The 15,498-nt window shown below is 54.7% G+C and carries 16 protein-coding genes; 6 read left to right on the forward strand and 10 right to left on the reverse strand.

Features of this window, described 5'->3' with window-relative positions:
• Positions 1–6 precede the first annotated feature (6 nt).
• Positions 7–1,086, reverse strand: coding sequence for an alanine racemase (gene alr / locus ACI2J2_RS17940; RefSeq protein ID WP_209637021.1), 1,080 nt, complete (start codon positions 1,084–1,086; stop codon positions 7–9).
• 17 nt (positions 1,087–1,103) lie between these two features.
• Positions 1,104–2,528, reverse strand: coding sequence for a replicative DNA helicase (dnaB, locus tag ACI2J2_RS17945; protein ID WP_209637019.1), 1,425 nt, complete (start codon positions 2,526–2,528; stop codon positions 1,104–1,106).
• A gap of 180 nt (positions 2,529–2,708) precedes the next feature.
• On the opposite strand from dnaB, the gene ACI2J2_RS17950 reads away from it, so the two are divergent.
• Positions 2,709–3,698: a quinone oxidoreductase gene (locus ACI2J2_RS17950; RefSeq protein ID WP_209637016.1), complete on the forward strand. Its 990-nt coding sequence runs from the start codon at positions 2,709–2,711 to the stop codon at positions 3,696–3,698.
• A gap of 319 nt (positions 3,699–4,017) precedes the next feature.
• Here the strand turns inward: ACI2J2_RS17950 and pspG are convergent, their stop codons facing one another.
• Together pspG and dusA are read right to left on the reverse strand one after the other, a co-directional pair.
• Complete coding sequence (gene pspG, locus ACI2J2_RS17955) at positions 4,018–4,236, reverse strand: envelope stress response protein PspG (RefSeq protein WP_265556943.1); 219 nt, start codon at positions 4,234–4,236, stop codon at positions 4,018–4,020.
• Positions 4,237–4,387: 151 nt separating this feature from the next.
• Positions 4,388–5,407 (reverse strand): tRNA dihydrouridine(20/20a) synthase DusA, encoded by a 1,020-nt coding sequence (dusA, locus tag ACI2J2_RS17960; protein ID WP_209637014.1) that lies wholly within the window; start codon positions 5,405–5,407, stop codon positions 4,388–4,390.
• Between the two features lie 207 nt (positions 5,408–5,614).
• Here dusA and ACI2J2_RS17965 point away from each other — a divergent pair, with 207 nt between their 5' ends.
• From ACI2J2_RS17965 to zur, 4 genes are all read left to right on the forward strand, one after another.
• Positions 5,615–6,148: a tetratricopeptide repeat protein gene (locus tag ACI2J2_RS17965; RefSeq protein ID WP_404760545.1), complete on the forward strand. Its 534-nt coding sequence runs from the start codon at positions 5,615–5,617 to the stop codon at positions 6,146–6,148.
• Positions 6,149–6,237: 89 nt separating this feature from the next.
• Entirely contained in the window at positions 6,238–6,687 is a 450-nt protein-coding gene (locus ACI2J2_RS17970; RefSeq protein ID WP_265556941.1) for an RNA polymerase sigma factor, read from the forward strand.
• A complete protein-coding gene (locus ACI2J2_RS17975) occupies positions 6,684–7,442 on the forward strand; it encodes an anti-sigma factor family protein (RefSeq protein ID WP_404760546.1) in 759 nt (252 codons plus the stop codon). The genes ACI2J2_RS17970 and ACI2J2_RS17975 overlap by 4 nt, the downstream gene beginning before the upstream one ends.
• Positions 7,443–7,619: 177 nt before the next feature.
• Positions 7,620–8,132, forward strand: a complete 513-nt coding sequence (zur, locus tag ACI2J2_RS17980; protein ID WP_209637008.1) for a zinc uptake transcriptional repressor Zur — start codon at positions 7,620–7,622, stop codon at positions 8,130–8,132.
• A gap of 91 nt (positions 8,133–8,223) precedes the next feature.
• On the opposite strand, the gene ACI2J2_RS17985 is transcribed toward zur, so the two are convergent.
• From ACI2J2_RS17985 to ACI2J2_RS18000, 4 genes are all read right to left on the reverse strand, one after another.
• Positions 8,224–8,433: a CsbD family protein gene (locus tag ACI2J2_RS17985; protein ID WP_017894203.1), complete on the reverse strand. Its 210-nt coding sequence runs from the start codon at positions 8,431–8,433 to the stop codon at positions 8,224–8,226.
• A gap of 267 nt (positions 8,434–8,700) precedes the next feature.
• Positions 8,701–10,041 (reverse strand): MATE family efflux transporter DinF, encoded by a 1,341-nt coding sequence (dinF, locus tag ACI2J2_RS17990; protein WP_404760547.1) that lies wholly within the window; start codon positions 10,039–10,041, stop codon positions 8,701–8,703.
• Between the two features lie 216 nt (positions 10,042–10,257).
• Entirely contained in the window at positions 10,258–10,866 is a 609-nt protein-coding gene (gene lexA / locus ACI2J2_RS17995; protein WP_037416119.1) for a transcriptional repressor LexA, read from the reverse strand.
• A gap of 121 nt (positions 10,867–10,987) precedes the next feature.
• Positions 10,988–11,356: a diacylglycerol kinase gene (locus ACI2J2_RS18000; protein WP_061807784.1), complete on the reverse strand. Its 369-nt coding sequence runs from the start codon at positions 11,354–11,356 to the stop codon at positions 10,988–10,990.
• A gap of 149 nt (positions 11,357–11,505) precedes the next feature.
• Here ACI2J2_RS18000 and plsB point away from each other — a divergent pair, with 149 nt between their 5' ends.
• The gene (gene plsB / locus ACI2J2_RS18005; RefSeq protein ID WP_209637004.1) at positions 11,506–13,974 is read left to right on the forward strand and encodes a glycerol-3-phosphate 1-O-acyltransferase PlsB; all 2,469 of its coding nucleotides are present in this window, start codon (positions 11,506–11,508) and stop codon (positions 13,972–13,974) included.
• Positions 13,975–14,034: 60 nt separating this feature from the next.
• Here the strand turns inward: plsB and ubiA are convergent, their stop codons facing one another.
• The gene (ubiA, locus tag ACI2J2_RS18010; RefSeq protein WP_404760548.1) at positions 14,035–14,928 is read right to left on the reverse strand and encodes a 4-hydroxybenzoate octaprenyltransferase; all 894 of its coding nucleotides are present in this window, start codon (positions 14,926–14,928) and stop codon (positions 14,035–14,037) included.
• Entirely contained in the window at positions 14,925–15,449 is a 525-nt protein-coding gene (gene ubiC, locus ACI2J2_RS18015) for a chorismate lyase (RefSeq protein ID WP_209637000.1), read from the reverse strand. The genes ubiA and ubiC overlap by 4 nt, the downstream gene beginning before the upstream one ends.
• Positions 15,450–15,498 lie beyond the last annotated feature (49 nt).

Genomic DNA, 15,498 nt, shown 5'->3' on the forward strand with positions numbered 1-15,498 from the left:
GGGAGGCTATTCGCCGATATATTCCATCGCCACGCGCTGCGTCAGCTTGGTGATCAGTTCGTAAGCGCTGATGCCGGTGCAGGCCGCAATGCGTTCAACCGGCAACGCATGACCCCACAGCACCACTTCATCGCCCACCTTATCTGTCGCATCAGGGCCCAGGTCCACCGACATCATGTCCATCGACACACGGCCCACGATTGGCACTTCACGGCCATTAAGCCACACGGGAGTGCCGGAAGGTGCGCTGCGCGGATAACCGTCACCATAGCCCATCGCGACCACGCCCAAACGGGTATCGCCCTCACTCACCCAGGTACCACCGTAGCCGACAGATTCACCGGCCTTGTGCTCGCGCACGGCAATCAGGTTAGATTTGAGCGTCATGGCCGGCTGCAGATCAAACTGACAGCCGTTGGAACCGTCCATCGGCGAAACGCCGTAAAGAATGATCCCCGGACGGACCCATTCGTTGTGCGCGTCCGGCCACAGCAGCGTACCACCGGAAGCCGCGATCGAACGCTGCCCCGGTTTGCCACGGGCAAAGTTCTCAAAACACTGCATTTGCTTGAGCGTCGTGTCGGATTCGGGTTCATCGGCACGGCTGAAGTGGCTCATGATATTGACGGGCTGCACGACGTTGCGGCAGGCACTCAAACGTTGATAGAAGGCCTCAGCCTGCTCCGGGCGTACGCCCAGGCGATGCATGCCGGTGTCCAGCTTCATCCACACGGGCACCGGACGTGATAACGTGGCCTGCTCCAGCGCTTCAAGCTGCTCGATACTGTGCACTGCGGTTTCGATGTTGTTGGCTACCAACACGGGCAAATCTTCGGCGGAGAAGAAGCCTTCCAGCATCAAGATTGGTTTGACGATGCCACCGGAGCGCAACATTAGCGCTTCGCCAATGCGCGCCACGCCGTAGCAGTCGGCATCTTGCAGGGTGTGCGCTGTTTCCAGCAGGCCATGTCCATAAGCGTTTGCTTTCACAACGGCAATCAGGCGACTTTGCGGCGCCTGGCGGCGCACCTGTTGCAGATTATGTCGCAGAGCGCGGCGGTCGATTACAGCGGTTGCCGCTTTCATTTCAGTTCCTTAGCTGATTATTCGTCATCATATTGTGGCCCCGCGTAGTTATCGAAACGCGACCACTGGCCGTTAAAGGTAAGGCGCACGGTACCGATAGGGCCGTTACGCTGCTTACCCAGAATAATTTCAGCAATCCCTTTCAGATCGCTGTTCTCGTGATAAACCTCATCACGGTAGATGAACATAATCAGGTCGGCATCCTGCTCGATGGAACCAGACTCACGCAGGTCTGAGTTGACCGGACGCTTGTCGGCACGCTGCTCCAGGCTTCGGTTCAGCTGCGACAGCGCCACCACCGGCACTTGCAGCTCTTTCGCCAATGCCTTCAACGAGCGGGAAATTTCGGCGATCTCCAGGGTACGGTTATCGGACAGGGCCGGCACGCGCATCAGCTGAAGGTAGTCGATCATGATCAGGCTAAGGCCGTCATGCTCACGGAAAATACGGCGCGCGCGCGAACGCACTTCGGTTGGCGTTAAACCGGAGGAGTCATCAATGTACATATTGCGCTTCTCCAGCAAGATACCCATAGTGCTGGAAATACGCGCCCAATCCTCGTCATCAAGCTGACCGGTACGGATACGCGTTTGGTCAACGCGTGACAGTGACGCCAGCATACGCATCATGATCTGGTTGCCTGGCATCTCGAGACTGAAGATCAGCACCGGTTTTTCCTGCGTCATCGCAGCGTGTTCGCACAAGTTCATGGCGAAAGTGGTTTTACCCATCGAAGGACGAGCGGCAACGATGATCAGATCCGACTTTTGCAAACCGGCGGTTTTCTTGTTGAGATCCTGATAGCCGGTGTCCACACCGGTAACGCCATCATGCGGCTGCTGATACAACTGCTCGATGCGCGCAACGGTATCCTCCAGGATGCGTTCGATACCTTTCGGGCCTTCATCTTTGCTGGCACGGTTTTCCGCAATTTGGAATACGCGTGATTCAGCCAGATCGAGCAGGTCTTCACTGCTGCGCCCTTGCGGATCATAACCGGCGTCGGCGATCTCATTCGCCACCGAGATCATCTCACGCACTACCGCACGTTCACGTACGATATCGGCATAAGCGCCAATGTTGGCAGCACTTGGGGTATTTTTCGATAACTCGGCCAAATAGGCGAAACCACCGACAGAATCCAGCTCGCCCCGCTGTTCCAGCGATTCGGACAGCGTGATCAAATCGATCGGCCGGCTCATTTCCAGCAGGCGCTGCATCTCGGTAAAGATCAGACGGTGCGGGCGACTGAAGAAGTCGTTGGCAACAACACGTTCTGCCACGTTGTCCCAGCGTTCGTTATCCAGCATCAAACCGCCCAACACGGACTGTTCCGCCTCCAGCGAATGTGGCGGCATCTTCAGCCCTTCCATCTGGCGATCTCGTGGACGATCTCTGGCCTCGTCCGCGTTTGTTTTGTTGGTTGGTTTTTTTCCTGCCATGAAGCGTATTCTTTATCCGGTTGCGAATGGAGAATCCTGACGCGAGAGTATACGTGATTTTTATCTGTGATTCCTGCGGCATAACCGATGCAAAAAAGGTATCAATCTGCGCAAGGGCAAACTGGATCACCGATACTAAAACGCGTAGGGTGAAATTAGACACCCACACGAGGTAATGAAATGGCAAAGCGCATTCAATTCTCCGCCACCGGCGGCCCGGAAGTGTTGCAATACGTTGATTTTACACCCGTAGATCCAACTGCCGGCGAGGTGCAGATCGAGAACAAAGCGATCGGCATCAACTATATCGACACTTACGTGCGCAGCGGGTTGTACCCGCCAGCCACCCTGCCCAGCGGATTGGGCACCGAAGCCGCCGGCGTCGTCACTAAGGTCGGTGCGGGTGTCACGGCACTGAAGCCCGGCGACCGGGTGGTTTACGCCCAGTCGTCACTCGGTGCCTACAGCGAAGTCCACAACGTTGCGGCTGAAAAAGTGGCGATATTGCCGCACAACTTAAGCTTTGAGCAGGGCGCAGCCGCTTTCCTTAAAGGGCTGACGGTACACTATCTCTTGCGTCAAACTCATGAAGTTCAACCAGGTGAAATATTCCTGTTCCATGCCGCCGCTGGCGGTGTTGGGCTGATTGCCTGCCAATGGGCCAAAGCGCTTGGGGCAAAATTGATTGGCAGCGTAGGCTCCGATGAAAAAGCAGAGTTGGCGAAACACGCCGGCGCTTGGGCAACCATCAATTACCATAAGGAAGACATCGCCGCGCGCGTGGCTGAGCTGACACAGGGCGAAAAAGTCGGCGTGGTGTATGACTCCGTTGGGCAAAGTACCTGGCAGACCTCGCTCAATAGTCTGAAGCGACGCGGGTTGATGGTCAGCTTCGGCAATGCCTCCGGCCCGGTTACCGGTGTCGATTTGGCGCTGCTGAACCAAAAAGGCTCGCTGTATGTCACCCGCCCTTCCCTAAACGGCTACATTACCAACCGTGCTGAACTGCAGTTTGCCAGTAATGAACTGTTTTCACTGATCGGCAGCGGAGCCATCAAGGTCGACGTGAAGGAAGAGCAGAAGTTTGCGTTGGCCGACGCACAGCGCGCGCATCAGGTGTTGGAAAGCCGCAGCACCAGCGGTTCAAGCCTGCTGATTCCCGGGCGCTGAGATCGTCCAATGTGCCGTTATGACCAATAGAAAGGGCTCCGTAAGGAGCCCTTTCTATTACTGCGTTTGTAGGGGTAGAGCAGAGTCCGCCAGAGACAGGGGTTGCTTGAGCAACACGCATATTTGGTATTACTGCCTCTTGCGGTGATGAAATAGGTCGCATCGCTGCATCGACAAACATCCTAACAGCCCGGAAACGCAAAAAACATGGCTAATGCGGCGCGTTAGCATTTAAAGCACCAACCTGTGACCGCTGCCACATTCAGAGCAGGTCTGTTGCGTATATTTCAGCGTGACCGACTGATTATTCGACAAAAAGTCAGTAACGCCGGATTTGTGGTTTCTGCATCGAACGGTATATCCACACGCCCACAACAGCCAAAATCAGCCACGGTAACAGTTTAATCACCATCGCAAACAGGCCACCAATCAACATAAACGCCGCAGCAACCAGCAACGCGGCGAACACGCCCAACAACGAAATCCCGGTCACCATCAACATGACGATAAAACCGATAAGAAAGAAGAGTTCCAACATGATTTTGCTCCTTCGCAAAACGAGGTATCTGCTGAGGTATTACAAAAAGCATGCCAGAAACGTGAGAAAACTAAGTGATTGAAATTAAAAAAAAAGGCATGTCGCAGCGTGCAACATGCCTGGTCAAAAACACTAATTTTTAGTCAGATTTTTATACCGTTTCCGCTATCTCGGTGCGCGGCAGGCGCACTAAATTCAGCGCCTGTTCAACCACACGCGCATCGGCCCCCGGCTTATGCGCATTTTCGCTCAGGTGGCGGCGCCACTGACGTGCACCTGGGACCCCTTGGAACAAACCAAGGATATGGCGGGTGATGTGGCCCAAATAGGTACCATTTGCTAGCTCGCGCTCGATGTACGGATACAGCGACTCGATAATCGCTATGCTGTCCATAACGTCGGTCTTACGGCCAAACAGTTCACTGTCAACGCGCGCCAGAATGCCCGGGTTCTGATAGGCTTCGCGCCCCATCATTACGCCATCCAAATGCAGCAGGTGTTGTTTTGCTTCTTCCAACGTTTTCACCCCACCGTTGATGGCCAGGGTCAGCGTGGGGAAATCACGTTTTAACTGATACACACGTGGATAGTCCAACGGTGGCACTTCGCGGTTCTCTTTCGGGCTCAGGCCTGACAGCCAGGCTTTGCGCGCATGTATCGTGAACATGTCGCACTCGCCGCGCCCGGCAACGGTGCCGATAAAATCACACAAAAATGCATAGCTGTCCTGATCGTCAATGCCAATACGGGTTTTCACCGTCACAGGAATCGACACCACGTCGCGCATCGCTTTGATGCAATCGGCAACCAGCGTTGCCTGCCCCATCAGACAGGCACCGAACATGCCATTCTGTACCCGATCGGATGGGCAACCGACATTGAGGTTAATTTCGTCATAACCGCGCTGCTCAGCCAGTTTGGCACAGTGCGCTAACGCAGCCGGATCACTACCGCCTAATTGTAGCGCTACCGGGTGTTCCTCTTCGCTGTAAGCCAGGTAGTCACCCTTACCGTGGATAATCGCCCCGGTAGTCACCATCTCGGTGTACAGCAGCGTTTCCTTGGTCAACAGGCGGTGAAAGTAACGGCAATGACGATCGGTCCAGTCGAGCATCGGCGCGATGGAGAAACGATTGGCGGCGTATTTTGAGGCGTTATTGTCTGTCGTCATGCTGGGCTACTGGCTACCTGATTCTGTCTGGGATTCAACGAACGGCGTGCTGCCGCAAACGGCTATTATACCGACAATCGGCGGCATTGGGAAAACTGACGCGCCTTAAGATTAAAAAACAACCGGAAAAAATGAATAAACGGGCGCTTTCAGGTGTTATCTCAGCAAGGGTGCAGCTCCGCGCCCTCTCCCGATGAGGAAACGACCATGAACAATTTCGTTAAACGCCTGCTGCTCCCCGTCATTGCCAGTTCTCTGTTGGTTTCCGGTGCCGCGCTGGCAATGGGAGGAGATGGCAGCGGCCAGACTACGCCAACCTGCCCGAAGGGCCAGATATACGATACAAAAACCAAGACCTGCACGGTGGATAAAAGCAGCATGATCAACGACAACGATCGGGCTAACTATGCTTATGCACTGGCAAAAAGTGGTCGCTACCAAGAAGCTCTCGACGTGCTTAACACGCTGAAGGATCCCAATACCGCCGTAGCCTTGAATTACCGAGGTTATGCCACCCGCAAGCTTGGCCGCACCGACGAAGGGATCAGCTACTATTTAAAATCAGTAGCACTCGATCCGAAATACCCAAAAGTCCGCGAATACTTGGGTGAAGCCTATATGGTGAAAGGGCGCCAAGACTTGGCAAAAGAGCAACTGAAGGTGATTCAGTCACTGTGCGGTACCGGTTGTGAAGAGTACAAAGATCTGGCGGCTGCCATCGATCACCATCCAGAGTCATGATGTAACAGAGCCCGGAGGCGAACATCAGCACAGATGCGATTCGCAACGAAATCGGCCAGTATCTTTCCCGCCTGTGGCGCTATGGCCTGGTGCTTTCCCACCGGCGGGATATTGCCGATGACTTGGTGCAAGCCACCTGCGTACGCGCCCTCGAGCGCGCCGCGCAGTTTGCTGTCGGCACGCGTATGGATCGCTGGTTATTTGCAATCCTTCACTCCATTTGGCTTAACGAGATCCGCGCTCAACATATCCGCCAGGGACAAGGTTTTGTCGACGTCGACGAACTGGCCGGTGCGGAAAACAGCGAGCAGCCTATCTGGGCCAATGAAGTGATGCAGCGGGTCAACCAACTGCCGGAGGCACAGCGCAATACGCTGTTTTTGGTGTACGTCGAAGAGCTTTCTTACCGTGAGGCCGCTGAAGTGTTAGGTGTACCCATTGGTACCATAATGAGTCGCCTGGCGGCAGCGCGACTGAGGTTGGCGAACGACAGCATGCTGCAAACCCGCTCACCGCAGGCAAAAGGAGGACAATCATGAGCTCAACCTATGCTGCGGATGAACTACTGGTCGCCTATCTGGATAATCAGTTAGACCCACAACAACGCCTGCAACTGGAGCAACGCTTGGCTGGAGAACCTGCGTTGGCTGAGCGTTTGACGTTGCTGGCGCGCAGTAACCTGCCCTTTAAGCAAGCATTCGCCCCTTTGCTTGATGAGGCCCCAGTGCAACAGTTAAGTGAGGCATGGCCACTCACCGTCGCTACCCCGCAAACGGGCATCAGCCGTCGCGGTCTCATCGCTGCGGCCGTCGGCTTCTTGGCGCTCGGGATCGCAGGCGATCGCGTCTATCTGCAGTTTAATCAGCCAGAGGACAACTGGCGTGGCTTGGTCGCCCAATATATGGCGCTGTACACGCCGGAAACGCTGGCAGGTGCCGACGAATCGGCCACGCAGATTGTCGCTCAATTACAACAAACCGGCGATCGACTGGGTATTAGCCTTCCGGCACAAAAACTGGTGTTGAAGGGTGCCGAACTGAAAAACGCCCGCGTGTTGGCCTACGACGATCGACGCATCGCGCAATTGACCTGGCTGGATACGCAATATGGCGCACTGGCACTATGCATTATCCAGCAGACGGGCCAACAACAACCGGCCGAAAGCGAACGCCGCCAAGGCATGAACGTCGTCTATTGGGCCGATGGCAACCATGCCTTTATGCTGATTGGCCATAATCCAACGGGTGAAATGACCGCGTTAGCAGCCCACTTGCAACACGCTTTATCAACCTGACCCCCTTGCGCCCTCCCGCCCACTGATGGGTAAGTTGTGAATAGCGTCACATTTCTGGCGCGCAACACGCGGTCAACCGGGCAATTAACGCGCCATATCAGAGGAAAAGGGGCCGACTCTCGGCGATTTGGCTGAACCATGTTAAAATCGGCTTTTTTACGTACCGGGAAATTTGCCATGAACTCAAACACCCAGGAAAAGCTGCTGGCGCAGGCTGAACAACTCTGTCAGCAACGCAATGTGCGACTGACACCGCAGCGGCTGGAAGTGTTACGCCTGATGGCACAACAGCCCGGTGCCATCAGCGCTTATGACCTGCTCGATTTACTGCGCGTTGCCGAACCCCAGGCCAAACCGCCAACGGTTTACCGCGCGCTGGACTTCCTGTTGGAACAAGGCTTCATTCACCGGGTCGAGTCAGCCAACAGCTACGTGCTGTGTCATCACTTCGAACAACCTATGCACACTTCCGCGCTGTTTATCTGTGATCGTTGCGGTCAGGTGACAGAGCGCACAACTGAAGGGGTTGAAGATACGCTGCAAAAACTGGCCAAAGAGTCGGGGTTTGTCCTGCGTCACAGCGTAGTGGAAGCACACGGCCTGTGCGCCGCTTGCGTTGAGGTAGAAGCTTGCGACAGCAAACATGATTGCGGCGAACACGACCATAGCATTGCCATCAAGAAGAAATAGACAGGGTTAGCAGGCACCTCCTTGTGTCTGCAGGCCTGGCACCAAGGGGAAGGCGCCAGACTTTCGGCCGCATCCGCTGCGGCCCATCGCGCTACCAGCGATATTTGTTATGATCTTCCCAAGACTTCACTTCTTTCTCGGCCGCCTCTTTCTGGTAGCCGTAGCGCTCCTGGATTTTACCGACAAGCTGCTCGCGTTTCCCTTCGATGACCGTCAGGTCGTCATCGGTCAGCTTGCCCCATTTTTCTTTCACTTTCCCTTTAAACTGCTTCCAGTTACCGTCGGCTTGATCTTTGTTCATAGTATCTCCGTTAACCTGTGGTGAGTCAGTTTTAACTACTGCTGGCTGAGGATGCGCCCCGTTTATATTGCCAGCCACACGATTAATTATAGATGCAGATAGCGACAAACAAATAAAAACCAGAATTAAAATCCATTTTTAAATTGAAAATAAGAAAAAAACGCCAACAAACAACTTACTACACGACTTGGCTAACCGACGAGAATATGTAACAAAATACAAACAAACACATAATTAAAATTTATGTATTTGCAAGAAAGGCTATCGTCATTGTGCTGCTGAAAACCAGCTGCCACGCAGCCTGTGACGGTGCCAAATCCACCCAAGCGCGATGCCGCGCAGCGCAAGAAAGACCGCCAGCGCCAACCACAATCCATGATTGCCCAAGACAGGCACGGTCAGCAGCGTCAAACCGTAACCCGCAGCCGCCACGGCCATGCTGTTACGCATTTCTGCACCGCGAGTCGCACCAATGAACATGCCATCCAGCAAATAGCACCACACCCCAACCAGCGGTAGCACCACCTGCCAAGGTAAATAGTCATTCGCCATCGCACGCAGTTCTGGCAACGAGGTCAACGCCGCAATGATTTGCTGCCCGGCAAAGGCATAAACCACACCAAAGGCTAGCGCCACTAAACAGGCCTGCCGGCAAGCCGCGCGCCACACCTTACGCAATTGACTGTCATCTCTGGCACCATAAGCATGACCAGAATGCGCTTCTACCGCATAGGCAAAACCATCCAGTGCATAGGCGGTAAAGGTCAGCAAATTCATCAGTACCGCGTTTACTGCCACTACGTCACCGCCAAGCCTGGCGCCGAAGATAGTCAAGGATGCAAAGCACAATTGCAGCAACAATGAACGCAACATGATATCGCGGTTCAACGCAAGCAAACGCCGCAGATTACCGCGCCAGGCATGGCGCAACATCGGAACAGAAATACCGCGTATGCGCATCACTCGCCAGGACAGCCATAAACCCAGCAGCAGCGTAGCGTACTCAGAGACGGCGGTCGCCGTCGCGGCACCTTGCACATTCCAGCCCAGCCCCATGACCAACCAGATATCCAGAACGATATTCAACACATTACCGACTATCAGCAGAATGACCGGCGCCCGCACGTATTGCACGCCAAGCAACCAACCCAAGATCACCATATTTGCCAGCGCTGCCGGTGCGCTCAGCCAACGGATCTCAAGGAACAATCGTGCTTGCTTCAGCACCGCATCGTCACCGCCAACAATCTGCAGCGCCAGATCGATCAACGGATGGCGCAGCAACACGATAACGACGCCGGCCAATACTGCCAGCAACAGCGGCTGCATAAAGGCACGTGCCAATCCCTGTGGGTTTTGTGCGCCCAGCGCCTGTGCCGTCAAACCGGTGGTACTCATGCGCAAAAACAGCAACAACATAAACAGGAAGCTGGTCGCCATCGCCCCGACCGCCACGCCCCCCAAATAAACAGAGCTGTCGAGGTGACCTATCACTGCGGTATCGACCAACCCAAGCAGTGGCACGGTGATATTGGAAAAGATCATCGGTAGCGCGAGGCGCCACAAGGCTTTATCGGTATCGCTGGTGAAGGCGGAAAGCAGGCGCATAGTGGAATGTTCCCGTGTATACCCGTCATCTTTCAAGTTGCAGCGTTGTTATCTGCACTCGCTCTCCCCAGTTACTTACCTGAGTAAGCGCCTGGGGATGAGCGAGTTGGCCGCCTAGCTGCAACTTGAAAGCTATAGGGTATATAGTGAATCAGATATGACATCGCCCCAGAACTGGGGCGACTTAAATCAGAGGACGATGTGTAGGCGTGAGGATTAAACCCAGTCGCCATTGCGGATCACACCGACCGCCAGGCCTTCAATGGTGAAATTCTGCTGGCGCAGATCAACCACAATCGGTTGGAACTCGCTGTTTTCCGGCAATAACTCAACAACATTTCCGTGTTTTTTCAGACGCTTAACTGTAACCTCGTCTTCAATACGCGCCACAACGACCTGGCCGTTACGCACGTCCTGAGTTTTATGTACCGCCAGCAGATCGCCGTCGAGAATACCGATATCACGCATCGACATACCGTTGACCCGCAGCAAGAAATCCGCACTTGGCTTGAACAAGGAAGGATCCACTTTGTAGTGCCCTTCGATATGCTGCTGCGCCAACAGTGGCTCACCGGCGGCAACACGGCCGATCAACGGTAAACCTTCTTCATCTTCCATCAGCAAACGAATGCCGCGCGATGCACCAGAGACGATCTCGATGACGCCTTTACGCGCCAATGCTTTCAGGTGTTCTTCTGCAGCATTTGGCGAGCGGAACCCCAGACGCATGGCGATTTCGGCGCGCGTTGGCGGCATGCCAGTGGACGAAATATGATCGCGAATCAGATCATAGACCTCTTGCTGTCTGGTAGTTAGTGCTTTCATTCCGCCCCCTGTTTGTTTATACAGTCTTGCTGTGAGTATATACAGGTAAGTGCGGCTTGGGAACCGAAGAATGAATAAAAATCAGGGATTAGCGACCCACGTCGCAACAGGGCCACCCCATTCAGGCAAAGTGTTGCCAGAGCACCGAGCCCCAGACAAACAACGCCAAAATAATCGCCAGTGAAACTGCTGCCGACCCCATATCCTTGGACCGGCCCGAAAGCTCATGATGTTCAGTGCCAACCCGATCGACAATCGCTTCTATCGCGCTGTTGAGCATCTCGACGATCATCACCAGCAGCACCGATCCGATCAATAAAATGCGCGCTATCGCACCCACGTCCAGCCAAATCGCCAGTATGATAGCCAGCACGGTGGCGACCAGTTCTTGGCGGAACGCCGCTTCATGCTGCCAGGCAGCGGAAAAGCCTTTATAAGAGTAGCCGGCGGCTTTAATAATACGGGTCAGGCCGGTTGCTTGGTTTGCCATGTTTTTTAGTGCCTTTCACAGAGGTAAGTCATAATTAAAGAGTCTAGGCCAGGAAATGCTTCCGGCTCTCGGTTTTCCAACACCACAGATCTGCTACCCGGTTTCTGGTATGCTTGCGACGCATTGCTAACAAGAGGCTTCACGTTGTTATGTCAGGTTGGCGTAAAATTTATTATAAACTATTGAATTTACCACTTAAATTGTTGGTAAGAAGTAAGGTTATCCCTTCAGATCCGGTCACGGAGTTAGGGTTGGATCCCTCACGGCCGATTTTGTATGTTTTACCTTATAATTCCAAGGCGGATTTACTGACGCTGCGCACCCAGTGCCTGGCGCAGGATCTGCCCGATCCTCTCAATCCGCTGGAGATAGACGGCACCGTGCTGCCTAGCCACGTGTTTATTCACGACGGCCCGCGCGTGTTCCGCTACTACACACCGAAAGAAGAATCAGTAAAACTGTTTCACGACTATCTGGATCTGCACCGCAGTAATCCGGATCTCGATATTCAGATGCTGCCTGTTTCGGTGATGTTTGGTCGCTCCCCAGGCCGCGAAGGCCACGGCACGCCACATCTACGTCTGCTCAATGGCGTACAGAAGTTCTTCGCCGTGTTGTGGCTCGGCCGCGACAGCTTTGTGCGTTTCTCCAACACCGTCTCACTGCGTCGCATGGCGACTGAACACGGCACGGACAAAACCATCGCACAAAAACTGGCGCGCGTGGCGCGAATGCACTTCTCGCGTCAGCGTCTGGCTGCCGTTGGCCCAAGTCTGCCGGCCCGTCAGGACCTGTTCAACAAACTGCTGGCGTCCAAAGCGATCGAAAAAGCGGTCGAAGACGAAGCACGCAGCAAGAAAATTTCCCATGAGAAAGCCCAGCAGAACGCCATTGCACTGATGGAAGAGATCGCCGCCGACTTCTCATATGAAACGGTGCGCCTTTCTGACCGCGTGTTGAGCTGGACCTGGAACCGGCTGTATCAAGGCATCAACGTCACCAACGCTGAACGCGTGCGCCAGTTAGCGCAAGATGGTCATGAGATCGTCTATGTGCCCTGCCACCGCAGCCATATGGACTACCTGTTGCTTTCTTATGTGCTGTACCACCAAGGCTTGGTGCCGCCGCACATTGCCGCCGGTATTAACCTTAACTTCTGGCCGGCTGGCCCCATCTTCCGCCGCCTGGGCGCCTTCTTTATCCGCCGGACGTTCAAAGGCAACAAGCTGTATTCGACGGTGTTCCGCGAATACCTCGGCGAACTCTTTAGCCGCGGTTACTCCGTGGAGTATTTTGTCGAAGGTGGCCGTTCTCGTACCGGACGCCTGCTGGAACCGAAGACCGGCACCCTGTCGATGACCATTCAGGCGATGCTGCGTGGTGGTTCTCGCCCGATCACACTGGTACCGATCTACATCGGTTACGAGCACGTGATGGAGGTGGGCACCTACGCTAAAGAGTTGCGTGGCGCGACCAAAGAAAAAGAGAGCCTGCTGCAGATGCTGCGTGGTCTGCGCAAGCTGCGTAATCTCGGCCAGGGTTATGTCAACTTCGGTGATCCACTGCCGTTGACCACTTACCTGAACCAGAATGTGCCCCAGTGGCGCGACGCGATTGATCCGATCGAATCCCAGCGTCCAAGCTGGTTAACGCCGACGGTCAACGATCTGGCTGCCAAGATCATGGTGCGTATCAACAATGCCGCCGCGGCTAACGCCATGAACCTGTGTTCTACGGCGCTACTGGCTTCACGCCAGCGCTCGCTGACCCGCGAGCAGCTGTTAGAACAGCTGGAATGCTATCTGCAACTGATGCGCAACGTGCCTTATGCCAGCGATGTCACCGTACCGACCCAGACGCCGGATGAGCTGCTGGATCACGCGCTGAACATGAATAAGTTTGAGGTCGAGAAGGATAATATCGGCGATATCATCATTCTGCCGCGCGAGCAGGCAGTGCTGATGACCTATTACCGCAATAATATCCATCATCTGCTGGTATTGCCTTCACTGATCGCCACCATCGTGATGCATCACCGCCGGGTTTCTCGCACCGAACTGCTGCGCCAGATCGGGTTGATTTACCCCATGCTGAAGGCGGAGTTGTTCTTGCACAACGACAAAGAACAACTGGCGGAAGTGCTGCGCCCGCTCATCGACGAAATGATCCGTCAGCAACTGATCTGCGATAAGGGTGACGCTCTGGTACTGAATCCAGCACGCATCCGGCCATTGCAATTGCTGGCAGCCGGTATCCGTGAAACGCTGCAACGCTATGCCATCACCATGTCTATCCTCAGTGCGAATCCAAGCATTAATCGCGGAGCACTGGAGAAAGAGAGTCGGATTATGGCCCAGCGTTTGTCAGTGCTGCACGGCATCAACGCACCGGAGTTCTTCGACAAAGCGGTATTCTCAACCCTGGTCGCAACGCTGCGCGAAGAAGGCTATATCAACGATATTGGCGATGCCGTACGTGAGCACACCATGGAGGTGTATAGCATGCTGAGCGATTTGATCACCCCAGAAATCAAATTGACCATTGAGAGTGTCAGCATGCCAGCGGAAACCAACGCACCGTCGGTTGCGCTCGAAGAAGCAGAAGAAAAAGACGAGTAATCCGTTGATACGGAAACGAAAAAGGCACCCAAGGGTGCCTTTTTTATTACCAGTAGCCCGTTAAGCCTGCCAATAACTCAGCGCGATACCGATAAACAGTACCAGCCCGACGTAGTTATTATCCAGGAACGCCTTGAAGCAGGCCTCGCGTTCGCGACCGGCAATCTGCTTTTGCTGATGGATAAATAGGGCACCCGCCAGCAACAGCGACCAATAAAACGCGCCGCTCAACTGCGCCAGGTACCCCACCCACACCAGCAGTAGCAAGGTGGCAAACTGCAGCAATCCGATGATCAGCTTGTCGTAGCGACCAAACAAAATGGCGGTGGATTTCACGCCAATCTTCAGGTCATCGTCACGATCGACCATGGCATACATTGTATCGTAAGCCACCGTCCAGCAAATATTGGCCAACAGCAATAGCCAACAGCTCAGCGGCAATGATTCGCTCACCGCAGCATAGGCCATTGGGATGCCCCAGCCAAAGGCGATACCCAACACAAACTGCGGCAGATGCGTGACCCGTTTCATAAACGGATAGGCCCATGCCAGCGCGAGCGCCGCCAGCGACAGCCAGATGCTCATCGCATTCAACGTCAGCACCAGCCCAAAGGAGATCAGCACCAGCACCACAAACAGCACTTTGGCCTCTTTCTCGCTTACCCTGCCACTCGGCATCGGTCGCCCGGCGGTACGCTTCACGTGGCCATCGACTGCCCGATCGGCGTAGTCGTTCACCACGCAACCGGCGGCACGCATCAGGAATACCCCAACCACAAACACCAACAGGATAGACAGCGATGGCACACCCTGCCCCGCCAGCCATAGTGCCCACAGCGTCGGCCACAGCAACAACAAAGTGCCAATCGGTTTATCGATGCGCATCAGATGGCTATAAGCCCGCCACTTGCTTTGAATCACGCTTCCCTCCAAGGTATTGTCTCTCCTCATCATTCTGGGTCCGTACTCTCTGCCGTATACAGTGGCGAAGCAGGCAAAAATAGTTCAGTCAGCAACAGCGGTTTGCCCGCCAGCCGCAGGCGGGAACGACGCGCCCACAGGTTCTCTTGCCGGCCAATGTGAATATAATCGCGAGTCAGCTCATTGCTGCTGAACAGATAACGCCCCAGTGGCAGCGTGCCCAAATCCACCAGCGCCAAGTCCGGGCCAGTAAGCGTTTCCTGCGGGATCACCGTTCGCCCCAGCAACCAAGGTTGGTTGTCGCCCAGTAACACGATTTCACGTAGCCAGTAGCGCGGGCTGTCCGGCAAGTGTTCAGCCTCGTCACCCAACTGATCGCGGGTGACAAAACATTCGCGCTGCGGTTCAACGTGCACACGCCCACAGTGACGCTCAAAACGGCGAGTCATGGACCCTAACTCCATCAACCAGTCGCTAACGGCAGCGGGCACGGGAGGATGTTGCGCAGATAACCACGTTAGCGACGGCAGGATGGAATCCCTATTGCCAGACATTGTTCTACTCCATGCCTGACGCCACGCGTGACGGCGGCGACAGGCCATA

Origin of the sequence: Serratia sp. NPDC087055, assembly GCF_044900985.1 — a bacterium.
Taxonomy (GTDB): domain Bacteria; phylum Pseudomonadota; class Gammaproteobacteria; order Enterobacterales; family Enterobacteriaceae; genus Serratia.